Below are 22,935 nucleotides of genomic sequence, written 5' to 3'. Positions count from 1 at the left end.
ATTCCGCGCGTTGAGAGCGGCCGACGCGGGCCGGATCATTGCCTGTTGAGTGAGGTGTATTTCACCGTTGGCTAAAGTTGCACGTCGGCTCTATATGCCCGATCATGGCATTTGGCAGGGAGGCATCACGTGGCCAATCGTCGAAACGGCACGGCGTCACCGGCTGATGGGCCGGGGGACGCCCTTTCAGCGGCCGCGCTTCATCCGCGAACCTCATTGCCAAATGTGGCGGCCATCGTCACGACAGTGGCGGCACTGTATTTCGGGCGCGAGGTTTTCCTGCCGATCGCGATCGCGCTGCTGCTGACCTTCGCCCTGGCGCCGCTTGTCTCAGCTCTTAAAAAGGTCGGTATCCCCCGAATTGCCGCCGTCATTGCCAGCGTGCTCGGCGCTTTCGCGGCCCTTGGCCTGTTCTCCTTCATCGTCGCCACGCAGGTCAGCGAACTGGCGCAGAACATCCCAGTCTACCAGACCAACATCCTGACCAAGATCCGCTCGCTCAAGGAAACCGGGGTGGGGGGCGGGATCCTTGCCAGACTGAGCAAGGTGGTCGAGCGGGTCGGCCAGGAGATCGACAGGCAGGACCCCTCGCTGCCGGCTGCCACCCCGGAAAAGCCTGCGCGCGAGCCGGTGCCTGTCGAGATCGTCGCCCGAGAAAGGCCGCTCCAGGTCCTGCAGAACATCGTTGGACCGCTGATCAGCCCGCTTGGGTCGGCCGGGCTGATCATCGTCGTCGTCATCTTCATGCTGCTCGAGCGGGAGGATTTGCGCGACCGCTTCATCCGGCTTGTCGGCTATGGCGACCTCCACCGCACCACTGAAGCGCTTCAGGATGCCGCCAAGCGGGTGGGCCGCTATCTGTTGATGCAATTGGTCGTCAACATCGTCTACGCCATACCGATCGCGATCGGGCTCTGGGCCCTCGGTATTCCCAATGCGCTGCTGTGGGGGCTGCTGGCACTGGCGCTGCGTTTCGTTCCCTATATCGGCCCCATCATAGGCATGCTGTTGCCGCTGTTCCTGGCGCTGGCCGTTGCGCCGGGCTGGTCGCTCGTGCTGTGGACGGCCGCCCTGTTCGTGGTGATGGAGCTGATCACCGGCAATGTCATCGAACCCTGGCTCTACGGTTCGCGGACAGGACTGTCGCCGCTGGCGATCATCGTCGCGGCGATTTTCTGGACGTGGCTTTGGGGGCCGCTCGGGCTGATCCTGTCGACACCGCTCACCGTCTGCCTGGTGGTGCTGGGCCGGCACGTGCCGCAGTTTGAATTCCTCGACGTGCTGTTCGGCAACGAGCCCGTGCTCGAACCCCATGCGCGCCTGTACCAGCGGCTGCTGGCCGGCGATCCGGAAGAAGCCACCGATCATGCCGAGGAGATGCTGGAGGAGAAATATCTGGTCGAATTCTATGACAAGGTTGCCATTCCGGCGCTTCTGCTGGGCGAACAGGACCGTGTGCGCGGCGTCATGGGCGATTTGCAAAGGCGGCAGGTGGCGGCCAGTGCCCTGATGCTGGTAGCCAATCTCGACGACAGCGCGCAGGAGGAGGCAGGCGAGGAGGAGGAGCCGCCCGTGGCTGCAGAGGCGAGCGACGATGGCGATCCCAACGGGGAAGACGAGACCGACCTGCCCGATGGCACGGATATGTCCGTGCTTTGCGCCGGTGGGCGTGGCGAGCTCGACGACGCCGCCGCCGCGATGCTGGCGCAGGTGCTGGAGGTTCAGGGCGCGACGGTATCGAAAGCCGGCTTTGCAGATATGGAGCCCGCCAGCATTCGCCGCCTTGAGCTCGAAACCGTCGACACCGTCGTGGTCGGATTCCTGAACCGGGATTCCGTCAAGCACGCCCGTTTCCTGGTTCGCCGGCTGAAGCGCGCGAAGGCCGCACTTCGGGTGGGAATCGTGTTCTGGTCGGAGGCCGCTGCTGAGGACAAGGAGACGGCCGACAAACTGGCCCGTGACATGAACGCGGATTTCGTGGCGCATGGCATGGTCGACGCCGTGCTGGGCGCGCTGTCAAACGAGCCGCCGGTCGCGCTCAAGCTTGTCGCCAAACGGCGCATGCGGCGACAGCGGGCCGCGTCCAAGAAGGTCACGGCGGCAGCGGCGGGTTAGGCCCTGCCTTCGCCTTCTTCGGCAGTGTCGGGGTCGACAAGCCAGGCACGAATTGCGGAAAATAGTTCAGACCGATGTCGATTTCCGGGAGGCCCATTCGTCTTCACGATAGGGAGCCGAAGAATTCACCCAATCAGGAACGATGCGATGACAATCACCATCACGGCATTTAAGCGATCGCCCGATCGCGGCAAGGGACTGGCGCGCGATACGCGCGTTCGCTGGGCGCTCGAAGAAGCAGGGCAGCCTTATGAGGTTCGGTTTGTTTCCTTCGCGGAGATGAAGGCGCCTGGCCATCTGGCACTCCAGCCCTTTGGCCAGATCCCCACCTATGAGGAGGGTTCTCTCTCACTGTTCGAGACCGGCTCGATCATCCTTCATCTTGCCGAGCAGCACGCGGGCCTGCTGCCCGGCGATCGCGATGCCCGCGCGCGTGCGATCACCTGGATGTTTGCCGCACTTAACACAGTCGAGCCGCCGATCCTCGAATTAACGACGGCAAAGATATTCGAAGCTGACAAGCCCTGGAGCGAGGAGCGTTTGCCATTGGTGAAGGATCGTGTTCGCGCCTGTCTCAACAGGCTCTCGGCTCGCCTGAGCGCCGCCGAGTGGCTCGACGATGCATTCAGCGCGGGCGATCTGTTGATGGTATCGGTGCTGCTGCGACTAAGAATGTCGGGCATTTTGGACGAATATCAAAACCTTGCTGCCTATGTGGCGCGCGGTGAAGCTCGGCCCGCTTACATCAGGGCTTTCGCTGCGCAATTTGCGGTCAACGCCCCGAGCACGCTGGACAGGCATGGCGCGCGAACGCTCTGAGATGTTCGCAAAGCCAGGGATGATGCAGCGGATTGTAATTCTTGGAAATGCCGGAAGCGGCAAATGACCCTGGCGCGGCAGATCCCAGACTTTTGCAGGCGGTGAGGAATGCTTGAAATTCGCCCAGCCCAAGAAGCCGACCAGCCGGCGATCGTGCAACTATGGCACCAGGGCTGGCATGATGCCCATGCGCATCTGATTCCGGCCGAAATCCTGGCGTACCGAACGCCCGCGCATTTTTCGCTGTGGCTGGAGCAATCCGCCGATGCATTCCATGTGGCGGCAGCCGATGAATTGCTTGGCTTCGTCTCCATCAACGGAGCGGAGCTGGTGAAACTCTATGTAAGCCCGCAAGCACGGGGAAGCGGGACCGCCCGCGATCTGCTGTTACGCGCCGAGCATCTCTTGTCCGAACAAGGCGTGGCGGAGGCCGAGCTTTTCTGCACGGCGGGAAATCTCCGCGCGCAGAGATTTTATGCCCGCGAAGGGTGGCGCTTGAGCCGCACCTTCGAAGACGCACTTTGGCTGCCGGACGATGTCGCCGGCAGGTTCACCGTGGAAACCCACTGCTATCGGAAGCATCTGGGCTTTCGGTAGCCTTGTCTATTCGGAACGACCTTGGCGAGACCGTCGCGGACGCTGGAGCAGGCACCCCTACCGATCGACCATCGCCATGCCCCGCTCGGTGTAGCGCGGGCCGGAGACTTTTCCCGGCGCAAGCGCTGCGTCGAGCGCGGCCATCTCGGCGGCATCGAGTTTGATGGCGGCGGCGGCGACGTTCTCTTCCAGGTATTTTGTGCGCTTAGTGCCGGGGATCGGCACGATGTCGATGCCAAAGCCGTCGCCCTTCGCCAGCAGCCAGGCCAGCGCGACCTGGCCGGGCTTGACGCCGCGGGCAGCGGCGATGTCGCTCACCTTGGCGGCCGCCTCAACATTGGCGTCGTAGTTTTCGCCCTGGTAGCGCGGGTCGTTGCGGCGATAATCGCCGTCGGGATAGTCTTCCGCGCGCTTGACCTGGCCGGTGAGAAAACCGCGGCCGAGCGGCGAGAACGGCACCAGGCCGATGCCGAGTTCGCCAAGCAGCGGGATGATCTCCGGCTCCAGATTGCGCTCCCACAGCGAATACTCGCTCTGCACGGCCGACACCGGATGCACGGCATGCGCCCGGCGGATGTTGGCCGCACCCGCCTCCGACAGGCCGAAGAAGCGCACCTTGCCTTGCGCGACGAGTTCGCCGACGGCGCCCGCGACATCCTCCATGGGCACCGCGGGGTCGACGCGGTGCTGGTAGAGCAGGTCGATATGGTCGGTTCCGAGGCGGCCGAGCGAGGCTTCCACGACCTCTCGAATGTGTTCGGGCCGGCTGTCGGTTCCGACCTGCTTGCCGTTTTCGATGCGAAAGCCGAATTTGGTGGCGATCGTCACCTGGTCGCGCTTGCCCTTCAGCGCCCGGCCAAGCAGGGCTTCGTTGTCGTAAGGGCCATAGACCTCGGCGGTGTCGAGGAAGGTGCAGCCGAGTTCGATGGCACGGTGCAGCGTGGCGATGGATTCGGCCTCGTCGGCCGGGCCGTAGGACTGGCTCATGCCCATGCAGCCGACGCCGATGGCCGAGACCTGCAGCCCCTGGCTGCCGAGCTTGCGTGTGTTCAGGGTCATGGTGGGGTCTCCAAGGAGGGGATGCGCGACTATAGCAGCCGCATCGACGTTGGCCGATTCAATCGACACTCTATTCGATCAGGATGTGGGCTTCACGCGCGGCCTCGACGAGCGCCGCCCTGGCGACGTCGGGGGCGACATCGCCGCTCGTCGCCCGCCGACAGGCGCGCAGCGCGGACTGATGCTTCGGGCTGCCTGCGTCACGCCAATGTGTGGTGAGCAAATCAATGGCCTGCTGTGTGTTGGACAGATGGTGGATGGAACCGGTGACGCCGACCGAAACCGCCACAGGCTTCGAGAACCATGCCGTTTGCATTGGAACCACCTCGATAGGGCTGAAGCGATAAACGCCTATGGCCGCTCAAAGGTTTCGTCGATGCCAATCAATCCGGCGTGAGAGTTGCCGATACCTCCCAATGGCATTGGGCGACCCCATCTTGTCCGCGCGGCTCACATGTTCGAGGAGACGTCGCGGGTGGACGGTGTTTTGGGTTTGTGGGCGGCACGTTGCCGCGGCGCCTGATGGGCGGGGCGGGGTTTGACTGTGTTCACGACAGTGGGCGCCTGCGCCTTGCGGCGCTTGAGCCAGCTGGCTGACAGTTCGGCAAGGAGACTGCCCAAGCCTTTCACGACGTCCTCCTCTTGTAAGGGTGACAAGGTAATTTTCGTCACCCCAACTTGTTCCGCCGGAAATCATTCCGCGAAAAATAAAGGTTCTTGCCGGCGAAAGCGGCCGGGCATCACCTGCCGATATAGGCGGCCAGTTCGTCCGGCGTCCCATTCGGGAAGGCCTGTTTCAGAAAATCCAGGAACGCCGACACGCGCACGCTGAGCAGCCGCCGGGAGGGGTAGAGCGTCCAAAGAGCGATCTCCGGGCCATCGATGTCCCCCCAATTCACCAGGGTGCCGTCAGCCAAATCGTGGCTCACCAGGGAAATTGGGAGACGTCCAACACCGACGCCGGCCCGCACCGCATCCCGCACCATGATCAGCGTCGACAGAGCAAGGACAGGCTCAACCGCAATCGTCGAGCGGCCACCATGGTCCTTCACGTGCCATGTCTGGCGTTCGCCTGTGCCGCGTGCAACGCCAGGAGCGGCCTGCCCACCGGTCGTACGAGGAAGGTCCGGGCTCGCCACAACGACCAGGCGGTCGCGGAGAAACGCCCGTCCGACCAGGCTTTCGTCGAGTTTCGGATTGACCCGGATCACCAGGTCGTAACCTTCCTCGATCATGTCGACAGCCCTGTCCTCCGTCGTGACCTCAAGCCTCACCTCGGGATGCTTGAGGGTAAATCCCGCGGCGATCCTTCCCATCGCGGTTTGAGAAAAATGCAGAGGTGCGCTGATCCGCAGTCTGCCCTTGGGTCTTTGGCCGCCCGAGGCGATCTCGGCGGCCGTCTCGTCCAGCTCGGCGAGCAAGGTCCCCGTCCGCTCGAAGAGTGCTCGCCCTTCCTCGGTGAGCTTCAGGTTGCGCGCACCCCGTTCAAACAGGCGCAGGTCAAGGCTGCTCTCCAAGTCTCCAACCCGCCGGGACAGCGTTGCCTTGGGCCGGCCGGTGGCCCTTGCCGCTTTGCCGAAACCCCCATGGCGGGCAACGAGGTTGAAATCGGTCAGGGCCAGAAGATCCATGAGTGTTCCACCAGTGAGACGGTACGTCTAAAATTTCGGCCTGTTTGACTGTTTGTGAGCCACACATATTGGGCCTGTCAAGCAACCCAACAGGAGAAATTCCATGACCATCCTTGTTACCGGCGCCACAGGCAATGTTGGCCGCCAAGTCGTCGAGCACCTCGTCAAGCGCGGCGCCGATGTCCGTGCTCTCGTCCGCGATCCGTCGAAAGCCAGCTTCCCGGCGGGCGTATCGGTCGCGCAAGGCGACTTTCTCGATGTCGATTCGCTGCGCAAAGCCATGTCCGGCGTTTCCACCCTGTTCCTCTTGAACGCCGTGGTGCCGGACGAATTCACCCAGGCTTTGGTCGCGCTGAACGTCGCCCGATCGGCGGGCATCGAGCGGATCGTCTATCTCTCGGTGATCCATGCGGACGTCTATGTGAACGTGCCGCATTTCGCCGGCAAATTCGGCGTCGAGCGAATGATCGAGCAGATGGGCTTCCAGGCTACGATCCTGCGCCCGGCCTACTTCATCCAGAACGACCTGATGATCGAAGACGTCATCACCGGCTACGGCACCTACACAATGCCGATCGGCACCAAGGGGCTCGCCATGGTCGACGTGCGTGATATCGCCGACATCGCCGCTCTCGAGCTGCTGCGTCGGGAACGATCCGCAGGGCCGCTTGCGCTGGAGCGGATCAATCTCGTCGGTCCGCAGACACTGACCGGGACGGATATCGCGGCCATCTGGTCAGACGTGCTCGCACGCCCGATCAGCTACGGCGGCGACAATACCGAAGGTTTCGAGCAGAATCTCAAGCAGTTCCTGCCTGCCTGGATGGCGTACGACATGCGCTTGATGGGCGAGCGGTTCCTGACCGACGGCATGCTGCCCGAGGCCGGGGACGTCGAGCGGCTGACCGCGCTTCTGGGCCGCCCGCTGCGTCCCTATCGGGACTTCGCCTCACAAATCGCCGGCTCCGCCTGACGGAACAGCTCTCATCATCATCAGGGTACAGAAACAGCAGGGCGGCCTTTTGAGGAGGCCCCCTGACTGGCACGGGACAAATGCGCGTTCAGCCGGAACTGCCCTACTGCAGGGTTGCCGGACCAGGCCTGTCGAGTTGGGCGATCACGTGCTCGCCACCGTCGCCACCGAGCCCATCCACGAACAGACCAGCTACGCCGTCGAAATTGGTGAGCCCGTCGAATTCAATTGCGGCGCCAATCAACTGGGCTGCCTGGAAGACAAGGTATTCGACGTCCTCGAGGGCGACGTTTTCGGCCAGATTCCTGACCCTTACATGCTCCGCCACCGCCGTGATGCTGACGATGCCGGTCTTCCTGAAGGCGATCTGGACCGCTGAACGGACGTCATCGCGCAGTCGCGCCGAGTAATTATACCGCATCGAAACCTCCCGAAGGGAACGGTTTTCTGTTCAGATCGCACAATGCGGCAAAGACTTCGCCTTGGCAAGTCACGAATTAAATAATACCCAAATAAATCAACCAGTTAGCATAGTTATGCAAGTGTGCGCCTTACGCCGAATACCCGTCAGGCTCATCATGAGCACGAGAAGCGGTTCACACATCGCGAGGTCTTGACGCGCTAGGAGCGGTTTCCTAATTATGAGGTAAATGAGTTGAATGCTCATTCGACGTAAACGTGGTCCAGAGCGAGGGAAGCGCGATGACTGAACTGGAACGCCCGGAACGGTTGCAGATCATGCTGACGTCAGACGAACTGGCGGCGCTGGAAAACTGGCGCTTCGACAAGCGCATGCCGAGCCGTTCGGCCGCCGTCAGGGAATTGCTGCGGCGCGGTCTTGCCGCGGATGGCTTCCTGACGGCGGAGCAAGGGGCGAAGTCGCAAGACTTCGGCATCCTGCCAACCGCCGACGGCAACGGCATTTCCGACGGCGGCAAGGAGTAGAGCGGTTCACCGCGCGTGGGCCGCCCTGGTCCCCGCAACGGTCGGCGGTCGCCGCGCGGTGCCGGCCGGCGTAGCGGACGATAACTCTCGATTCAGAGGATGTTTGTCGTCACTTCGACGACGATCGCGGCACCTTCCAGGCTGCCATTGGTGACGTGCACGACGCGCGATACCCGCAGATCCTGCGTGGTTCCGTCGATCGACAGCGCAACGCTTTCGCCAATCCGGGGAACCGCCTGGAAAACGGCGTCCGTGGCCTCCGGCCGGTTGTCGATCGATATGCGGCAGTTGACGGTCATGAGATGTCTCCTGTGTCGGCCCGGTGGTCAACGCGGGGTCCGCGAAATGGTTTCAGGAGGCCGGATGCAACTTAATGGCGCCCGGATCCGTAACGCAGTAATTGCTCCATTGTTCATCGTAACGGAGCAACAGGGCTCGCCGGGGAGGGCGTTGGGGCTGCCTCGGCGAGCTTGATCGCTTTGCCCGGGGGCGCTGCCTCACCGAGGTATGGGGACGAGTTTCGGCGCCCGCAATTCCCCGGCCATCCTTGCCGCCTGGAAAATTGTCATCAAAACCAGGATGGGCTCACCCTCGGTCGGGTTGATGGTCAGGACGACGCGGCCAAGCTCGTCGCTCATGCCGCAAGACCAGTCCTTGACGGCTATCACCTTTCTGGCGGCCATATGCCTTCTCCTGCACAGGAGGTTCTCTGCGGGCTACGCCGTCTGGAGTTGGTCGGCAGAACCTTCGCGCGATATTGCAACCAGCCGAAATGCGGCAAATGCGGCCAATATCGTGAAAACCGCCGTGATGTTCAGGGACATCGCCGATGCAAGGACGCCCCCGTCAAAGCAACTCAGTTCCATGTCGCTGCACCCCTTCGATCCACTGTCGGCCAGGATGATGATCCTGCTTCGAGTGAAATACAAGCGCGCGCTAATACGCTGAAGCCGGCTGGCCAGTCTGCGCGCAGCTTCGAACCAGCCGAACGATTGGTTGCTTGCTGGTTCCCGCTCATGGGCTCGAACCACGATTCACGCCTTCAAAGGGCGCTGTCCTACCATTAGACGAAGCGGGAAAATGCAAGTTGCCCCCACCCCTAGCCGGTTCCCGCGCCGGGATCAACGCAATGCGGCGGCAAAGCGACTTGAGGCGCGGTCTCAGTCCGGAAAGTTGGTGACAGGTTCCTCGCAGCGGTAGACGGGGCAGTTGCCGTCACGGGTCGGGACATAGGCCGACATCGGCACCTCCGGCCAGTCGCATTCGTTGCCGAACTGCCTGACATAGCGGTCATAGGTGTTGGGGCCGGTGGTCAGCACCACGGCATGATGGCTTTGGAGCAGTTGCCGGAGTTGGTCGCAACTCATCGTGCGGGTATCGGGCCTGGCTTCGGCGAGGCCGGTCGCGGCCAGCAAGATCGCTGCCGCCATCAAGGCAATTCGGCGCATCGGCATGGCTGTTCCCTCGAATGGATGTATTGGCCGAAACTCGCATCCCGGCGGGTGGTTCCGCAACCGCCGGCCGGCCGTCGGTGGCGGCGCAACCAAATGGTCCGTCGTGCATTGCTGGGGATGAATGGCAGGAAGCCCTACGAAACCCCGCAATGGCGTCCCGGAAACGGGGATTGCGAGGCCATGTGCTGTTCTTTTTGCGGCGGCCGCGACCACAGCTACGAGGACTGTCCGCAAAGGGATGCCGACGCCGATCCAGCACCGAATGCCCCTGACCCTCCCAAGCCGGACTGATCGGCACCGGTGTGCCGCACCGGCGATATTCGCTGCGCCCCACCGGCATTCGCACATCTGCCTGAGGTCCTCGACGCCGTCCGGCTACATCCTGACCTTGCCGGTGTTACCGATTTCCGGGCGGCTGTCGCTGACCGTTGCCGCCAGCATCTTCACATAGCTGACCACGGTGCCGGGACTGTCCCAATACTGGGCATCTTTCGGCGTCACTTTAAGCACGCGGATCGAAGGGTCATCGGCACTGTCCCACCAGGCCTTGGCCGGGGTCGACCACAACTCCCTGATCTTGGCGCGGTCGTTCGAAACCGCCGCCAGACCGCTGACGGAAACATATTTCTGGCCGCCTGAATCGGCGAAGGCGAGACCGACATTGGGCTCGGCTTCGATCTCGTCGTCCTTATGGCTGTCGACATCGGTGAGGAAGTAGATTGCGTTTTCGTCGCGCACCACATGCGCCGCCATGGGTCGCGAGCGGATGTCATCGCCTTCGCGGGTGGCCAGCATACAGAAACCGATCCTGTCCATCAGCTTCCAGACCCGGTCGAGATCGCCGTCGCTCATCGTGTGCCTCCTTATTGAGCCATCCATGGGGGTGTCGGGTGCAACTCGCGCAAGCGCGCAAGGTTCCAGTGCAAGGTCCAGTCATGAACTGCCTGGACTGTTCCTGGGAGGAATGTTGGGAGGCGATTGCAACCAAAACCCACCGCGGCGCATTGGTGGCCATGCGCGCAATCCGCGCATGAGGGAGAAGGGGTCGACAGTGACAGATTTGGCGGGCTTTGATGCCTTGATCGCCATTACCGCCGATGCGCGGCTGGCGGCGATTGTCGATTCGTCCTTCGACGCCATCGTCAGCAAGGATTTGAACAGCATCATCACCAGTTGGAACGCGGCGGCGCAACGCATGTTCGGCTACACCGTCGAAGAGGCCGTCGGCCGGTCCGTGCTCATGCTCATCCCCGATCATCTCAAGGATGAAGAGACCGACATCATCAGCCGGGTCCGCAAAGGCGAACTGCTGGCAAGCTATGAGACGATCCGCCGACGCAAGGACGGCGGCCTCATCGCCGTGTCGCTGACCATTTCGCCGATCAGGAACGCGTCCGGCGAGATCATCGGCGCCTCGAAGATCGCCCGCGACATCACCGCCAGCAAGGAGAGCGAGCGCCGGATCAGGCTTTTGCTCCGCGAGGTGAACCATCGCGTCAAGAACCAGTTCGCGGTGATCCTCTCGATGATCCGGGAGACCAGCAAACGCTCGACCGATCCGCGCGAGTTCGAGGAGTTGATCCGCTCCCGCATCATGGCGCTGTCGCGGTCGCACGATCTGCTGGTGAACTCGGAATGGGCCGGCGCCAGCCTCTTCGACCTCGCCCAGGAGCAGCTCAAGCCGTTCGGCCACGAGGCGCGGGTATCGCTGTCCGGACCGCTTTTGACCTTGCAGCCGAATGCCGTGCAAAATCTCGGCATGGCATTTCATGAGCTCGGCACCAACTCTTCAAAATATGGCGCGCTGGCGAGCGAGGCCGGGCGGCTCGAGATCACCTGGCGGATCGTTGAAGGCGTTTCGGACAAGCGGGAAATCCATCTGGTTTGGGACGAGACGATGCCGGTGCGTGAAGGAGAGCGGCCCGGGGGGCGGCAAGACGAAAGCACGCGCAAGGGTTTCGGCACCGTCGTCCTGCAACGGGTCGCGCCGCAATCGCTGAACGGCTTGGCGGTGCTGGATCGCAGCCCGGGCCATCTCAAATGGTCCCTGACGGCGCCCCTGGACTCGATCATCGTTCCGGAGCTCGGCGCCGACCTGCCCGAAACCGAGCCTTCCTGAGCCCTTGAGGTCTGGTTCCATCAACCTCCCTTTGGCAGATGCGTTTTCAAAAGCGGCCGCATCCTTGCCGCACCTGGCGGTGGATTCAGGAACCGTGACCCGGTGGCCGCGTTGTGGCGTCACGCTTTCGGAGGGGACATCATGGAACAACTCGTGGAGGAATTCGGCCATTCCACCTACACCTCGTTTCCGGTCATCGCGGCGCGGCTGTTGCTGGCGACGCTCTATGGCGCGGTCATCGGTTTCGAACGCGAATGGCGCAATCGCCCGGCCGGACTTCGCACGCATATTCTCGTCTGCGTCGCCGCCGCAACCTTCGGCATCCTGACGGTCGAGATCGTGCACGCGCCGATGTTCGCGGGGGAATCGGTCAAGGTCGATCCGATCCGGGTGGTCGAGGCGGTGACCGCCGGCGTCGCTTTCCTCGCCGCCGGCTCGATCATGTTTTCGCGCGGCGAGGTGCATGGGCTGACGACCGGCGCCGGCATGTGGCTGGCGGGCGCGATCGGCGTCGCCTGCGGACTGGGTCTTTGGCAAGTGGCCGGGTTCGGCACGCTGATCGTGCTGGTCGTTGCCGGCTTTCTGCGCCGGTTCGAACGCGGACCCGGCCTTGCCGCCGGTGATGAAGGTAGTCAGGCAAAGGCGGAGAAGGAGGGGGCTTCGGCCCGATCAAAGGAAGGGCGAAGGTAATTCCGATCGCCGGGAAATGCCGTGACTGGTTTCACCGAAGAAGCCGGCCAGCAGATCGGCCGTGCGCGCCGGATTCTCCTCGGGAAAGAAGTGCCCGCCCGGCATCGCCTGGCCACGCACATCGTCGGCCCAGCCGCGCCACAGCGCCAGCGGCCCGCCTTCGCCGGCATACCAATCCGCCAAGGCGCCCTGACCGCTCCATAGCGCCAGCAGCGGGCAGCGGATGCGCCGGCCGGCTGCCTTGTCGGCATGGTCGTGCTCGCGGTCGAGCGTGGCTGCCGCCCGATATTCCTCGCAGATGGCATGGGCGTGGGCAGGCGCGCGCAAGGCCTCGATATAGGCCTGACGCACTTCGGCTGGAAACGCCGATGGCGGCGAGCCCCAGCCGTTGAGCGCATTGTCGACGATCGCCTCGGCGGCGCCGGACAGGATCTTTTCCGGCAACGGCTCTGGCTGCGCCAGCAGCGACCATGGCCAATAGCCCAGCGCCAGCCTGGCGTCGGCCCGGTCCCAGGCATCGGCGGTCGGCACGATGTCGAGAACGGCGAGCCTGTCGATGCTGTCGGGATGGTCGAGCGCCATGCGGTAGGCGACACGCCCGCCGCGATCATGACCGGCGACCATGAAGCTGCTGAAACCCAGCTTCTCCATCAGCCTCCTCATATCGGCGGCCATGGCACGCTTGGCATAGGGTGCGTGGTCCGGAGTGGACGTCGGACAGGAACTGCGGCCATAGCCGCGCAGGTCGGCGCAGACGACGCTGAACCGGCTGGCCAGAGCGGGGGCGATGTCGCGCCACATCAGATGCGTTTGCGGAAAGCCGTGCAGCAACAGCAGCGGTGGGCCGCCGCCGGCACGCAGGCAGTATATGCCGGCATCGCCAATGTCGATTTCCGTGTTTTGAAAACCTTCGAACATGACCGCCTCCGGCACGCGCAACGGCCGGCAAACGGGTTTGGTTGCAATGCCGCCCGGCGAGGCGGCCAACCTTTTTCTTCGACAGGCGTTATCCCTGTGAAGGGAAGGTCGCCGCGGGCGGCCGTGAAAGAAAAGAAGGAGGCAGTGATGAGAACTCTCGCCATCATGCCACTAGGCCTCATGCTGGCGCTGGCAGTGCCGGCCGCGGCCCAGCAGCAGAACGACAGCCAGGCGCTGCAGGCCGACAAATGCAGGGCTCAGACCGAGCAAGGGGCAAAACAGCAGCCTGAACAGCAGGCCGATGACGGCAATTTGACCGCGAAGCTCAACGACTGCGGCGGCGTGCTGAAACCACCCCCGACGGGCGACCAGGGCATGGCGGCGCCCGCTCCCGACGAAGGCAAGACGCCGGTGATCAAGCCTGGTGAAGTGCCGCCCCAGCCGCCGAAACAATAAACGCCGGCTCGTTGGTATTATCGCGCAAGCTAATGGAACCTCGTTATCTTGGGAGCGTTTTTCTCACCACTTGAAATTTGGAGAGATTATCGTGAGAGATATTGCAGCCACTGCCACGTTGCTTGCCTCGATAGCGATCGTGATTGCCTTGATTCTGCTGGCGCCAAAGAGTTTTGGCTTCGAAACCTCTCACCCGATCGTACAGGGCGAGCTTCCGGCGGAATAATCGGATCGATTATTCGGATACGGAGTGATCAGGACCGATTTGCACGAAGCAGGCGAGGCACGATGCCCCGCCTGCCTTCTATTGAAAACCGCTATCGCACCAAAACGCCGGAGTGGCTGCAGAGCGCTGCGAACGCTTCCTGTGCCTCGGCAGCACCTATCTTGGTTTCCAGGGCGGCTTCGACCTTCTCGCGCGCCGCCTGGTAGAACGGCCCGCGCTTGGCCTGCGGCCAGTCGATCAGGATTTCGCTGGCATCCTTGAGCGTGGCGACGTCGCGGATCGTATCCGACCCATGCGGCTTGATCCGCATCGGTGTGGGCAAAATGAGATCAGGCATGGCCCCTGTTCCAACTACTGGAGGAGTTTTGCTTCGCGCGCGGCGTCGATCATCGCCCGCATCGCTTTTTCCGCCGGCGTCCAGCCATCCAGCGCATCGCGGCAACTGCGCAACGCCGCTCGGTAGCGCCGTCCCTGGCCAGCCGGCCAGTCGCCGAGGCATTCCAGGCCTTCCCAGGCGCTGCGGATGATGCGCTCGCGCTCCGGCGCGAATTTCAACCTGATGGGGCGGGGAAACATCTTGTCGTTCAACGGTCGTCTCCATGATTGCCGCAAGTCGCTGGACGGCATGCGTGAGAGGCATCCGGTAACGTCGGCGGCAGGGCAGGGTTCCCTTCCCCGGAGATCAAATCTCAGCGTCGATGTCCGACAGCGATCTCGGCGTCGGCGCTTCGGCGTTGTGCGCCGCTGGGCGGTCATGCTCGAACTGTTCGGTGCCGGGCAGAGCGTGCAGCCAGGTCTCGCGCCTGGAGGTCCACAATTCATATTCGGGCACGAGATCGGTCGGCGCGATGTCGAGGCTGCCGATCGCCACCTCGGCCTCGTTGTCGTCGACCCAGGCGACGCGGCCGCCGCAGGTCGGGCAAAAGCTGCGCGTGCCATAGGAACTGACGAGGCCGGTGGTCTCGAAGGCCTCGCGCGGCCAGATGGCAAAGGCCGAATAGACCGAACCGCCGGCCTTGCGGCAATCCTTGCAGTGGCACAGGCCAACGCGCAACGGCGGGCCGCTGACCTGGAACTGCACGCCGCCGCACAGGCAGCTGCCGGTCCTGCGTATGGTGTCGGACATGACAACCTCCCTCAATGCGTGGCGCTGCGGGCCGGGTGGGACAGATGCTCGTCTGCCGTTTCGTTGGCCAGGATGAGAAACCGGGAAAAAGACATCCTGTTCACCGTACCACCAGGCCCGGTTGACACGGCCCGCAGCATCTTCAACGCCGTCCAGGCGAAATGGTTTCGGGCCTAAAGCGCGCCGCGCCCGAACGAGTTCAGACGACCCGCTTCATGCATGTCGTTCTCCCAAAACCGAGATCCACTTTTGGGCGACATGCGCTAGCCGCGGGCCGCCATATGGGCGTCGAGCTTCTTGCGCGAGGGTCCGTAGCGCTTGATGATGGTCTGTGCCTCGCTTGGCGGAATGCCGTATTTGCGGGCAAAGGCGGCAACCTCGTAGGGCTCTTCACTCGAGACCTGCTTGCGGTCCTGCTTCGTCTTCGACTTGTCGTCAGCCATCTCAGGCCTCGCTTTCTGTTGTCGGGACGCGCAGCCTTCGGCGCCCGCGATCAACACGACATAACACAGATTGGCGCCGCCGGTTCCACCAGACGACACGGCCTGGGCTGCGATAGGCATGTATCAGGCCGATGGCCGCATGGGGTCGGCGTCGGCAGTGTGGTCGCCGTCACATTCGGAGCATGCCGCGCTGAGGCCGGGGCAGCCGCGCCGGTGCGTACCGGCAGGGCAGCAATGGCCGTTGGAACTCGTCCAGCGCGGACACTGGAAGACCTGGCCAGCGCCGCCGCAGCCGCTGCATTCCAGCGTCGCCGACCGCACGCTATGAGATATCTCCCCAAACCTGACGCTTGTACGCAAATTTCAGCCCACCCAAAATCGCTGCGCCGGCACGCCGGTGCATTAGCCCCGACTAACGATAGCACTTCCGTGATTACCAACAAGTTTCAATCGCGGGCGGCGCCGGAAGCCGTTCGGGCCTCTCGAGAAAAATTGGCCTGATGTGTCGGACCTGGCGTCCGTCGCGCGTCCTAGGAGCGAGCAACCTGCAAAGCTGGAGAACGAGCATGTCGTCGCAAATCACTCAATCGCCGTGGCAGACCGCGGCCCTTCTCATCGCCCGGCTGATCTTCGCCGGCGTCTTCCTGATGGCCGTGACCTTCAAATTCATGGGCATGGCGGCGACCGCCGGCTATATCGCCGCCGCCGGCTTTCCGTTTCCGTTGTTCCTGGCCTGGTGCGCTGCGATCCTGGAAGTCGCGCTGGTGCTGTGCTTCCTGACCGGCGCCTTCTTCTCGCAGGCGGCCCTTGTCGCCGCCGCCTATGTGCTGTTCCTCGCCCTGGCCTTCCACGGACCCAGCCACTGGGCCGGCAACCAGGCCGAGTTCGGCTTCTTCGTCGACCATTTTTCGTTCCTGGCCGGACTGCTGTTTGCGGCCGTGCATGGACCGGGCAAGGTGCTTTCGCTCAATTTGGGATGGCCGGGCAGGGCTTGAGGCGAGACCGACCGGCACCGCGCGAAGGACGCGCGCCGGGGCCTGCCTTGGCACCCCCTCACAGCTGGTCGTTGTAGGGTTCCTTTATCTTGCCGACCATGCGGGCCAGCTTCGAAAAAGACGGCATCTCCGCCTCCGGCTGGCACTGGTTGGCGAGTTCCAGCAGCCGGATCGGAAAGTTGACGGCGTCGCGGCTGGACGCGGACATGCCTTCGGACCGCTCCTGGTTGGTTTCGCCTGCCTCGGTCTTGCGCAAGGCCAGGTCGATTTCCTCCGCCGTCAGCACCCCCTTTTGAACCAGGAGGCGGTTGATCGAGGCGACGGCCATCAACAGGCCTTCGAGTTGCAGGTTGGCGACATTCATGGCGATTGCTCCCGTGACTGGGGTTGAAACGCGCGAGCGGCATTTCCGCTCCAGAAAGGCTGCGGGCGAACGCCTATTCCTGCGTCAGCCGTTCGCCATATTCGCGCCACAGCGCCTTGACCTCCAGGCTGCCGAGGCTGCCGATCGAAACATCCCCACAGCTGATGGCGACGGCGCCGATGTCGTATTGGGGGTAGGCGTTGGCGACGAAACGGATGGCTTCGCCCAGCGAACGCACGCGGATGACCGGATCCGCCTGACCCTGGCCGGTGCTGCGCACGCCGGAAACCATGGCTGGTGCATGCCGCATCCTGAACACGGATGCCATGGCTGGTCTGTCCATCGTCCTCTCCCACAAGGCCGTGCGACGGGAATCATTCCATGAGCTTCGACGAATGATTTCACACCTGCCGGCTTGTGACCAGCCGCCGGCAAAAGCAGGGTTTTACGCGCTTTGCCAGCGTCGGTCAGGCCGGAATTGCGATCGATCTAGGAATTTTTTCTCAGGAAACGGTTGACGGGGTGAGTGCAGCTATGCTACATTTTTGTCCATGGTGCTGAGTTGCGCCGACGACCCGCCGCCGAGGCGGGTTTTTTGTTTCTGGGCTAGACATGTCGGCAGGACAGAGGGGGGCCCCAAGGAATGCCATCCTTCGCCCGATGACTCATTTCGCAATCCGAGAGACACTCATGACCCGCTACGCCACCATCATCACCGATGCTGACGGCCAGGAAATCGTCAGCGCCATCGGCGAATTCGAAGGTGCTGCGCCGTAGCCAGGCCTGGGGCGTGTCGAGCAGGTCGCGCCCAGCGTAAAGATCGGCATGGTGCGGGATGCGGCCGGCGGGTTTGACCGAATTAGGAATTTTTTCTCAGAAAACGGTTGACGGGGTGAGTGCAGCTATGCTACATTTTTGTCCATGGTGCTGAGTTGCGCCAACGACCCGCCCCTGAGGCGGGTTTTTTGTTGCTGGGCTAGACATGTCGGCAGGACAGAGGGGGCGCCAAGGAATGCCATCCTTCGCCCGATGACTCATTTCGCAATCCGAGAGACACCCATGACCCGCTACGCCACCATCATCACCGATGCTGACGGCCAGGAAATCGTCAGCGCGATCGGCGAATTCGAAGGCATTGCGCCGCAGCCACGCCTGGGGCGTCTCGAGGAGGTCGCGCCCGGCGTAAAGATCGGCATGGTGCGGGACGACGCTGGCGAGTTCGGGTTCTCGCAGGCCGGCATCGCCGGGCACCTTGTCGGTCTGGTCATGGCGCGTCTCAGGGCGCGGGCCGGTCTGGCAAGGCCTGCCCCGGCGGCGAAGCCTGCCGACGCGGCAAAGCCAAAGCGCGTCCAGGGAGCCAAGAAGCGCACCAGGAAGAAATCCGCTCGTTCAAAGAAACCGGCCAGCCGGGCCGGATCGATGCCGAAGGCCGGCATTCCCGCTGCCAACGCCGTGGGTGGTGACGTCCGTGACTGACAAGACCGCCGCCGGGCCAACGCGCCGCAAGCCGGCAAAGCGCAAACCCGCCGCCAAACCGGCCGCGCAAAAGCCGCGCCGCAAGCGCGCCAAGAAGACACTGGGCGACGATTTCCTGGCTGCCGTGCGGGCTGATTTCCGCGCCTATGGCGCCGGCGTGATCGCCCAGGTGCGAGCCGACAAGCCGGACCAGTATCTGAAGATCGTGCTGTCGGTGCTGCCCAAGGATTTCGATGCCACGATCAACCAAATGGACGGCCTGAGCGATGACGAGATCCGTAGCCGTATCCGCGCCCTCGAGACGATCGTCAAACCGTTCCTCGAAGAGCCCGGTGATGTCCGTGAAGATGGAATATCTGGTGCTACTGGCCGAACTGGACAGACGGCGCCGGACCAATCAATTGGCGGCCTATAGACCGTATGAACGCCAGGCCGAGTTTCACGCTGCAGGCGCGCAGAACCGCGAGCGCCTGTTCATGGCCGGCAACCAGCTCGGCAAGACCAGGGCAGGGGGCGCCGAATGGGCCATGCACCTGACCGGCCGTTATCCCCAGTGGTGGCAAGGCAAGGTTTTCGACACGGCCGTTCGGCTGTGGGCGGCCGGCGTCACCGGCGAAGGCACGCGTGACAATCCGCAGCGTGTGCTGGTCGGTCCGCCGCAGCAGCAGGCGGCCTGGGGCACGGGCATGATCCCGGCCGACGCCATTGTGCAGACCTTCATGGGCCGCGGCGCACCGGGCGCGCTGGACAGCGTCGTGGTGCGCTGGGGTGGCGGCGGCGACGTGCAGGCCGATGAATCGGTGCTGTCGTTCAAGAGTTTCGAGAAGGGCCGCGAGAAATGGCAGGGCGAGACTTTGCACGGCGTCTGGTTCGACGAGGAACCGCCGCTCGACATCTATTCCGAAGGCCTGACCCGCACCAATGCGACGGGCGGCATCACCATCGTGACGTTCACGCCGCTGCTTGGGATGTCGGATGTGGTGCTGTTGTTTCTGTCGGCGTCGCAAGTGGAGGGGATGGCCAAAGGCAGCGGATGAAGACGTTCAAGGGTATTTGCTGCCCGCAAGCTGTCTGGCGCGGGCCTTGGGATCGGTTGCTTTCCGGGTTAGCGGTTGGCACCATATCCTTTCATCACCCGTAATCTGGTTGTACCAGACATTGCATACTTTATTTGGTGTGTCCGGGATACAAACTTCGCGTTGGAACCCTGAAGAATTGGCGTACATCTTGCAGGTTTTCTTACTCGTATCATACGGAACGTTCGATTGGCATGCCGACGCGGTCGCGGCAATGGCCACAACGATTGCTATGCGGATCATGTATCTCCCCCAATTGGCCAGCAGCTTTGCATTGATAAACAGTATTATCAATGGCAGTTACTCGTCCCGGCAAATAATTTAGGCAGACTGATATGTCTCGACACGTCACCTTCATGACCATCGACGATGCCGCGCACTACACGCCGCAGGAGCGCGCGGCGATCGTCGCGGCCTATCCGGCGCATGAGCGCGAGGCGCGGGCTCGGGGCATTCCGGTGCTGGGTTCGGGCCGCATCTTTCCGGTGGCCGAGGCGCTGATCGCCTGCGCGCCGTTCCGGCTGCCGCGCTACTGGCCAAGGCTCGGCGCGCTCGATTTCGGCTGGGACCATCCTTCGGCCGCGGTCGAGTTGGCCTGGGATACGGAGGCCGATGTCGTCTATGTCACCAAGTCTGCGCGGGCCTCGCAGCAGACGCCGGCGATGCAGACGCTGACGCTCAAACCATGGGGCGAATGGCTGCCCTTCGCCTGGCCGCGCGACGGCCGCCGCGAAACGCTGGAAGGGGCGGGCGTGGCGCTCGCCCGGCAGTATTCGGCACACGGGCTGAACATGCTGACCCGCCACGCGCAATTCCCCGACGGTTCGGTCTCGGTCGAGGCCGGGCTGATGGAGATGCTCGACCGCATGCAGAGCGGCCGCTTCAAGGTGTTTGCCACGCTCGCCGACTGGTTTGAGGAATTTAGGTTGTTTCATCGCAGGGATGGCCAGGTTGTGAAGCTGCGGGATGATTTGATGGCGGCGACACGCTATGGCGTGATGATGCTGCGCGAGGCGGTGGTGGACCCGGCGGAGTTCAGGTCGGCGAGAAGGCCGGCGGGGCAGAGCGACCCGCTGGGGGCGTTTCGGTAGGGGCAAGGCTCCCCACACTTCGTCATTCTCGGGCTTGACCCGAGAATCCATGCCGTGATGGTCGCCGGGGAACGCGGCACGTCAGAATCCTGCGACGTAGCAGCGCTCCAAGGTCACGGCATGGATCCTATGGTCTGCGCCGCGTCGCTCCGCTCCTTGCTCCGCCATAGGATGACGAAGAGACAGGGCGCGCCGGCCCTGCGCCTGTAGTCCGCAACACCGAATTACGGTGAATTACGGTGACAGTGCACTTTTATCGGTTGCACCATGTGACCGCAGCGAACCTCCGGACTGAAGCACCGGCACCGTAATTCTAGCTTATCGGCTAAACTTGGCAGCCAAAGCCACCAGAAAAAAGAGAGTCGAGACGGCGAGTGCCGCTCCCACGACAGCAAAAAGGCAAAGTATAAGTAAAGCACTGCGAAGGTGGTAACGCCAACCAGGCGTCGGAAAGTCAGAACGTCTGAGCTTCGGAGAACGAGCCCTGTTTTTGATCGAATGGAGCCTGTTCTCCACGCGGACAAAAGTTCACGAACGCAGTAGAGTGTGGCCGAGGCGAGGACAATGAAGACGATACCGCTAGCCACTGTGTCGCTTAGTATCTTTGTGTCTGAAATCACTGGCGTTATCTGAACTGCTTGGTGCTGGAGTTTCATGGAAGATAAGCGCTGTATGCGGGGATGTCAGCAACGAGTCGAGAGCGGGATTGCAAATAGACCCTATCCTGTCTGAACGGCACAAAATCATTCGGCTGCGTGGACGAGAACCTGTCTGTAAGCGAATACGATGACAGTGCACTCTTACCCGTCACACCACCGCAATTCGTATTGACGCCGCAAGCTACTCCACGATCTTCCAATAAGAATCCTTGCGGATCACCTTGCCGTCGCGAAACGTGTAGAAGTCGCAGCCTCGAACTTCCTTTTTCACACCCTCGCGGGTGGTGCCGGTGAGGGTCCATTTCGACATGCCGGTCTCGGCAGCCTCGTCGGCAAAGTGCTCAGCCTTGCCGTAGTGGACATCGGGCAAGCCTTCGAAGCGTGTCGCCAGCGCGTCCCGTACGTTGCGCTTGCCCTCGCAACGGGTTCCCCAGGGCTCGGCTCCCCTCGGCATCTCCAGGACGCAGTCGTCGGCGAAGAACGCCATGATGCGATCGAGATCGTGCGCGTTGAAGGCATCGCATAGCTGCGTCAGTGTCGCTCGAATGTCCATTCGCCCGTCTCCTGGGTAGCCGTCGATGCCCGAAGTAGGTCACTGGCGACGGGGACGGTCAAGTGCGCAGGCCGCCGAGACGCCGCCCGGAAGCGAGAACTGCATTCTATTGCTCAGGCCTGCTCATGCCCCTTCGCATCATACCCGCGACGCTGCGCGACCTGTCCTACATCGCAGCCAATTTGCGCCCTGAGGACCGGGCCGAGATCGACTGCCAGCTCGATCATTGGTCGCCGGCGCTGCTGGCGCTGACAGCGCTGCAGGACTTTGCCTATGTCGCCGAGCTGGACGGCAATCCGGAGGCCGGCTTTGGCGCTGCCGAACAGCGCGGCGGCCTGTGGATCGCCTGGAGCTGGGGCACGCGCCGCATGAAGCGCTGCGTGCCTGGGATCACCGGGTTCTTTCACGCCGTGCTTGGGCCTCAGGTCGCGGCGCGGGACGCCTGGCGGGTCGAGGCGCGGGCGCTGGCCGCCAATGAACTGGCGCTGCGCTGGCTCGGTCGGCTCGGCGCGACGCAACGCTGCCTGTTGCCGGGTTACGGCCGCAACGGCGAAGACTTTTTCCTCTACGACTGGACAAGAACCTCTAATCTTGGAGAAGGCTGGAACCATGTGTCTGTTTCAAAAACCACCGGAACTGAAGCCGTTGCCGCCAACGCCGACGGCGCAGGACAAGGACGTGCAGGCGCGCGAGGTGGCATTGCGGGCTGAACTCGAACAGCGGAACGGCACCGCCGGCACCATCAAGACCGACCTCGCGCCAGGCAGCCTCACCGGCCAGCGCCGCGTGCTGCTGGGGCTATGACCATGACCGCGATGAAGCGCAGTTTCAGGAAGCGCGTGTGGGACTGGTGGGTGTGGCGACGGCATGCAAGGGTGATGAAAAGGCGGGGGTGATTAGCCGATCTCCCCCCTTGCGGGGGAGATGCCCGGCAGGGCAGAGGGGGGTGTGAAGGATCGCTACCCTTCCGCATATCTCACGCCCAGCCGAAGGCGCTTTGTGTTTGGCCGATAGGCCGAGGGACAGCACCCCCCCTCTGTCCTGCCGGACATCTCCCCCGCAAGGGGGTGTTTGGACCGGAGACATCGCGAACAGGTGTGCGAGGACATCGCGAACAGTTTTGTCACTTATCGTCTGCAGAGGTTGAGGT

General features: G+C 62.9%; 32 protein-coding genes and 1 tRNA gene. 15 read left to right on the top strand and 18 right to left on the bottom strand.

From position 1 onward, the window contains the following. The first annotated feature begins 129 nt into the window (after positions 1 to 129). The 3 genes from NKI21_RS30215 to NKI21_RS30205 all read left to right on the top strand — a co-directional run bounded on the left by NKI21_RS30215 (position 130) and on the right by NKI21_RS30205 (position 3,531). On the top strand, positions 130 to 2,115 hold the full coding sequence (locus tag NKI21_RS30215; protein ID WP_352441252.1) for an AI-2E family transporter: 1,986 nt from the start codon (positions 130 to 132) through the stop codon (positions 2,113 to 2,115). A gap of 147 nt (positions 2,116 to 2,262) precedes the next feature. After that, a complete protein-coding gene (locus NKI21_RS30210) occupies positions 2,263 to 2,934 on the top strand; it encodes a glutathione S-transferase family protein (protein WP_352441251.1) in 672 nt (223 codons plus the stop codon). 108 nt (positions 2,935 to 3,042) lie between these two features. After that, positions 3,043 to 3,531, top strand: coding sequence for a GNAT family N-acetyltransferase (locus tag NKI21_RS30205; protein WP_352441250.1), 489 nt, complete (start codon positions 3,043 to 3,045; stop codon positions 3,529 to 3,531). Between the two features lie 57 nt (positions 3,532 to 3,588). Here the strand turns inward: NKI21_RS30205 and NKI21_RS30200 are convergent, their stop codons facing one another. The 3 genes from NKI21_RS30200 to NKI21_RS30190 form a co-directional block, all read right to left on the bottom strand. Next, complete coding sequence (locus tag NKI21_RS30200) at positions 3,589 to 4,590, bottom strand: aldo/keto reductase (RefSeq protein WP_352441249.1); 1,002 nt, start codon at positions 4,588 to 4,590, stop codon at positions 3,589 to 3,591. A gap of 70 nt (positions 4,591 to 4,660) precedes the next feature. Next, positions 4,661 to 4,906, bottom strand: a complete 246-nt coding sequence (locus tag NKI21_RS30195; protein WP_023813833.1) for a DUF982 domain-containing protein — start codon at positions 4,904 to 4,906, stop codon at positions 4,661 to 4,663. A gap of 424 nt (positions 4,907 to 5,330) precedes the next feature. Beyond that, on the bottom strand, positions 5,331 to 6,221 hold the full coding sequence (locus NKI21_RS30190) for a LysR family transcriptional regulator (RefSeq protein ID WP_352441248.1): 891 nt from the start codon (positions 6,219 to 6,221) through the stop codon (positions 5,331 to 5,333). A 103-nt stretch (positions 6,222 to 6,324) separates the two neighbouring features. Between NKI21_RS30190 and NKI21_RS30185 the strand changes: the two genes are divergently transcribed. Continuing rightward, positions 6,325 to 7,194, top strand: coding sequence for an NmrA/HSCARG family protein (locus NKI21_RS30185; RefSeq protein WP_352868841.1), 870 nt, complete (start codon positions 6,325 to 6,327; stop codon positions 7,192 to 7,194). Between the two features lie 103 nt (positions 7,195 to 7,297). Here the strand turns inward: NKI21_RS30185 and NKI21_RS30180 are convergent, their stop codons facing one another. Further along, complete coding sequence (locus NKI21_RS30180) at positions 7,298 to 7,615, bottom strand: hypothetical protein (RefSeq protein WP_023813830.1); 318 nt, start codon at positions 7,613 to 7,615, stop codon at positions 7,298 to 7,300. Between the two features lie 281 nt (positions 7,616 to 7,896). On the opposite strand from NKI21_RS30180, the gene NKI21_RS30175 reads away from it, so the two are divergent. After that, positions 7,897 to 8,139 carry a hypothetical protein gene (locus NKI21_RS30175; RefSeq protein ID WP_023813828.1) on the top strand — a complete coding sequence of 81 codons (243 nt, stop codon included), beginning with the start codon at positions 7,897 to 7,899 and terminating at the stop codon, positions 8,137 to 8,139. Positions 8,140 to 8,231: 92 nt separating this feature from the next. On the opposite strand, the gene NKI21_RS30170 is transcribed toward NKI21_RS30175, so the two are convergent. From NKI21_RS30170 to NKI21_RS30145, 6 genes are all read right to left on the bottom strand, one after another. Beyond that, positions 8,232 to 8,438, bottom strand: coding sequence for a hypothetical protein (locus NKI21_RS30170; protein WP_013530768.1), 207 nt, complete (start codon positions 8,436 to 8,438; stop codon positions 8,232 to 8,234). Between the two features lie 198 nt (positions 8,439 to 8,636). Beyond that, a complete protein-coding gene (locus NKI21_RS30165) occupies positions 8,637 to 8,822 on the bottom strand; it encodes a hypothetical protein (protein WP_352441245.1) in 186 nt (61 codons plus the stop codon). 33 nt (positions 8,823 to 8,855) lie between these two features. Further along, positions 8,856 to 9,170, bottom strand: coding sequence for a hypothetical protein (locus NKI21_RS30160; RefSeq protein WP_352868839.1), 315 nt, complete (start codon positions 9,168 to 9,170; stop codon positions 8,856 to 8,858). Continuing rightward, positions 9,144 to 9,217 (bottom strand) — tRNA-Gln (locus tag NKI21_RS30155). Before NKI21_RS30155 ends, NKI21_RS30160 begins: the two co-directional genes overlap by 27 nt. 82 nt (positions 9,218 to 9,299) lie before the next feature. Continuing rightward, positions 9,300 to 9,593 (bottom strand): hypothetical protein, encoded by a 294-nt coding sequence (locus tag NKI21_RS30150; RefSeq protein ID WP_352441244.1) that lies wholly within the window; start codon positions 9,591 to 9,593, stop codon positions 9,300 to 9,302. 375 nt (positions 9,594 to 9,968) lie between these two features. Further along, positions 9,969 to 10,445: a pyridoxamine 5'-phosphate oxidase family protein gene (locus NKI21_RS30145; RefSeq protein WP_023813825.1), complete on the bottom strand. Its 477-nt coding sequence runs from the start codon at positions 10,443 to 10,445 to the stop codon at positions 9,969 to 9,971. A gap of 199 nt (positions 10,446 to 10,644) precedes the next feature. On the opposite strand from NKI21_RS30145, the gene NKI21_RS30140 reads away from it, so the two are divergent. Together NKI21_RS30140 and NKI21_RS30135 are read left to right on the top strand one after the other, a co-directional pair. Then, entirely contained in the window at positions 10,645 to 11,712 is a 1,068-nt protein-coding gene (locus NKI21_RS30140; protein ID WP_352868836.1) for a sensor histidine kinase, read from the top strand. Positions 11,713 to 11,853: 141 nt separating this feature from the next. Beyond that, positions 11,854 to 12,402: an MgtC/SapB family protein gene (locus tag NKI21_RS30135; protein ID WP_127297318.1), complete on the top strand. Its 549-nt coding sequence runs from the start codon at positions 11,854 to 11,856 to the stop codon at positions 12,400 to 12,402. Here NKI21_RS30135 and NKI21_RS30130 read toward each other — a convergent pair. Beyond that, on the bottom strand, positions 12,382 to 13,320 hold the full coding sequence (locus NKI21_RS30130; RefSeq protein WP_352868834.1) for an alpha/beta fold hydrolase: 939 nt from the start codon (positions 13,318 to 13,320) through the stop codon (positions 12,382 to 12,384). The genes NKI21_RS30135 and NKI21_RS30130 overlap by 21 nt on opposite strands. Before the next feature lie 147 nt (positions 13,321 to 13,467). Between NKI21_RS30130 and NKI21_RS30125 the strand changes: the two genes are divergently transcribed. Further along, a complete protein-coding gene (locus NKI21_RS30125; protein WP_023813821.1) occupies positions 13,468 to 13,776 on the top strand; it encodes a hypothetical protein in 309 nt (102 codons plus the stop codon). A 91-nt stretch (positions 13,777 to 13,867) separates the two neighbouring features. Further along, positions 13,868 to 14,002 (top strand): hypothetical protein, encoded by a 135-nt coding sequence (locus tag NKI21_RS30120; protein ID WP_023813820.1) that lies wholly within the window; start codon positions 13,868 to 13,870, stop codon positions 14,000 to 14,002. A 91-nt stretch (positions 14,003 to 14,093) separates the two neighbouring features. Here NKI21_RS30120 and NKI21_RS30115 read toward each other — a convergent pair whose 3' ends face one another. From NKI21_RS30115 to NKI21_RS30100, 4 genes are all read right to left on the bottom strand, one after another. After that, a complete protein-coding gene (locus NKI21_RS30115) occupies positions 14,094 to 14,339 on the bottom strand; it encodes a DUF982 domain-containing protein (RefSeq protein WP_023813819.1) in 246 nt (81 codons plus the stop codon). A 14-nt stretch (positions 14,340 to 14,353) separates the two neighbouring features. Continuing rightward, the gene (locus tag NKI21_RS30110; protein ID WP_023813818.1) at positions 14,354 to 14,590 is read right to left on the bottom strand and encodes a DUF982 domain-containing protein; all 237 of its coding nucleotides are present in this window, start codon (positions 14,588 to 14,590) and stop codon (positions 14,354 to 14,356) included. Between the two features lie 94 nt (positions 14,591 to 14,684). Next, the gene (locus NKI21_RS30105; protein ID WP_352868831.1) at positions 14,685 to 15,128 is read right to left on the bottom strand and encodes a GFA family protein; all 444 of its coding nucleotides are present in this window, start codon (positions 15,126 to 15,128) and stop codon (positions 14,685 to 14,687) included. A gap of 263 nt (positions 15,129 to 15,391) precedes the next feature. Next, positions 15,392 to 15,571 (bottom strand): DUF3606 domain-containing protein, encoded by a 180-nt coding sequence (locus NKI21_RS30100; protein WP_023813816.1) that lies wholly within the window; start codon positions 15,569 to 15,571, stop codon positions 15,392 to 15,394. 566 nt (positions 15,572 to 16,137) lie between these two features. Between NKI21_RS30100 and NKI21_RS30095 the strand changes: the two genes are divergently transcribed. After that, the gene (locus tag NKI21_RS30095; protein WP_352441241.1) at positions 16,138 to 16,566 is read left to right on the top strand and encodes a DoxX family protein; all 429 of its coding nucleotides are present in this window, start codon (positions 16,138 to 16,140) and stop codon (positions 16,564 to 16,566) included. A 58-nt stretch (positions 16,567 to 16,624) separates the two neighbouring features. Here NKI21_RS30095 and NKI21_RS30090 read toward each other — a convergent pair whose 3' ends face one another. Beyond that, on the bottom strand, positions 16,625 to 16,930 hold the full coding sequence (locus NKI21_RS30090) for a hypothetical protein (protein ID WP_023813813.1): 306 nt from the start codon (positions 16,928 to 16,930) through the stop codon (positions 16,625 to 16,627). Between the two features lie 73 nt (positions 16,931 to 17,003). Continuing rightward, positions 17,004 to 17,273: a hypothetical protein gene (locus NKI21_RS30085; protein WP_023813812.1), complete on the bottom strand. Its 270-nt coding sequence runs from the start codon at positions 17,271 to 17,273 to the stop codon at positions 17,004 to 17,006. Positions 17,274 to 17,989: 716 nt separating this feature from the next. Here NKI21_RS30085 and NKI21_RS30080 point away from each other — a divergent pair. From NKI21_RS30080 to NKI21_RS30065, 4 genes are all read left to right on the top strand, one after another. Then, positions 17,990 to 18,406 carry a hypothetical protein gene (locus tag NKI21_RS30080; RefSeq protein ID WP_352441240.1) on the top strand — a complete coding sequence of 139 codons (417 nt, stop codon included), beginning with the start codon at positions 17,990 to 17,992 and terminating at the stop codon, positions 18,404 to 18,406. Beyond that, positions 18,399 to 18,821: a hypothetical protein gene (locus NKI21_RS30075; RefSeq protein WP_352868827.1), complete on the top strand. Its 423-nt coding sequence runs from the start codon at positions 18,399 to 18,401 to the stop codon at positions 18,819 to 18,821. Before NKI21_RS30080 ends, NKI21_RS30075 begins: the two co-directional genes overlap by 8 nt. Beyond that, positions 18,742 to 19,443, top strand: coding sequence for a terminase large subunit domain-containing protein (locus NKI21_RS30070; protein ID WP_352868824.1), 702 nt, complete (start codon positions 18,742 to 18,744; stop codon positions 19,441 to 19,443). The genes NKI21_RS30075 and NKI21_RS30070 overlap by 80 nt, the downstream gene beginning before the upstream one ends. A 374-nt stretch (positions 19,444 to 19,817) precedes the next feature. Continuing rightward, a complete protein-coding gene (locus tag NKI21_RS30065; protein ID WP_023813806.1) occupies positions 19,818 to 20,573 on the top strand; it encodes a phage terminase large subunit family protein in 756 nt (251 codons plus the stop codon). A gap of 840 nt (positions 20,574 to 21,413) precedes the next feature. On the opposite strand, the gene NKI21_RS30060 is transcribed toward NKI21_RS30065, so the two are convergent. Next, positions 21,414 to 21,785 carry a nuclear transport factor 2 family protein gene (locus NKI21_RS30060; protein WP_352611220.1) on the bottom strand — a complete coding sequence of 124 codons (372 nt, stop codon included), beginning with the start codon at positions 21,783 to 21,785 and terminating at the stop codon, positions 21,414 to 21,416. Between the two features lie 125 nt (positions 21,786 to 21,910). Between NKI21_RS30060 and NKI21_RS30055 the strand changes: the two genes are divergently transcribed. Beyond that, on the top strand, positions 21,911 to 22,495 hold the full coding sequence (locus tag NKI21_RS30055; RefSeq protein ID WP_352611222.1) for a hypothetical protein: 585 nt from the start codon (positions 21,911 to 21,913) through the stop codon (positions 22,493 to 22,495). Positions 22,496 to 22,935 lie beyond the last annotated feature (440 nt).

Origin of the sequence: Mesorhizobium sp. M0715, assembly GCF_040320355.1 — a bacterium.
GTDB lineage: Bacteria > Pseudomonadota > Alphaproteobacteria > Rhizobiales > Rhizobiaceae > Mesorhizobium.
This window is presented reverse-complemented; position numbering and strand designations above follow the sequence as displayed.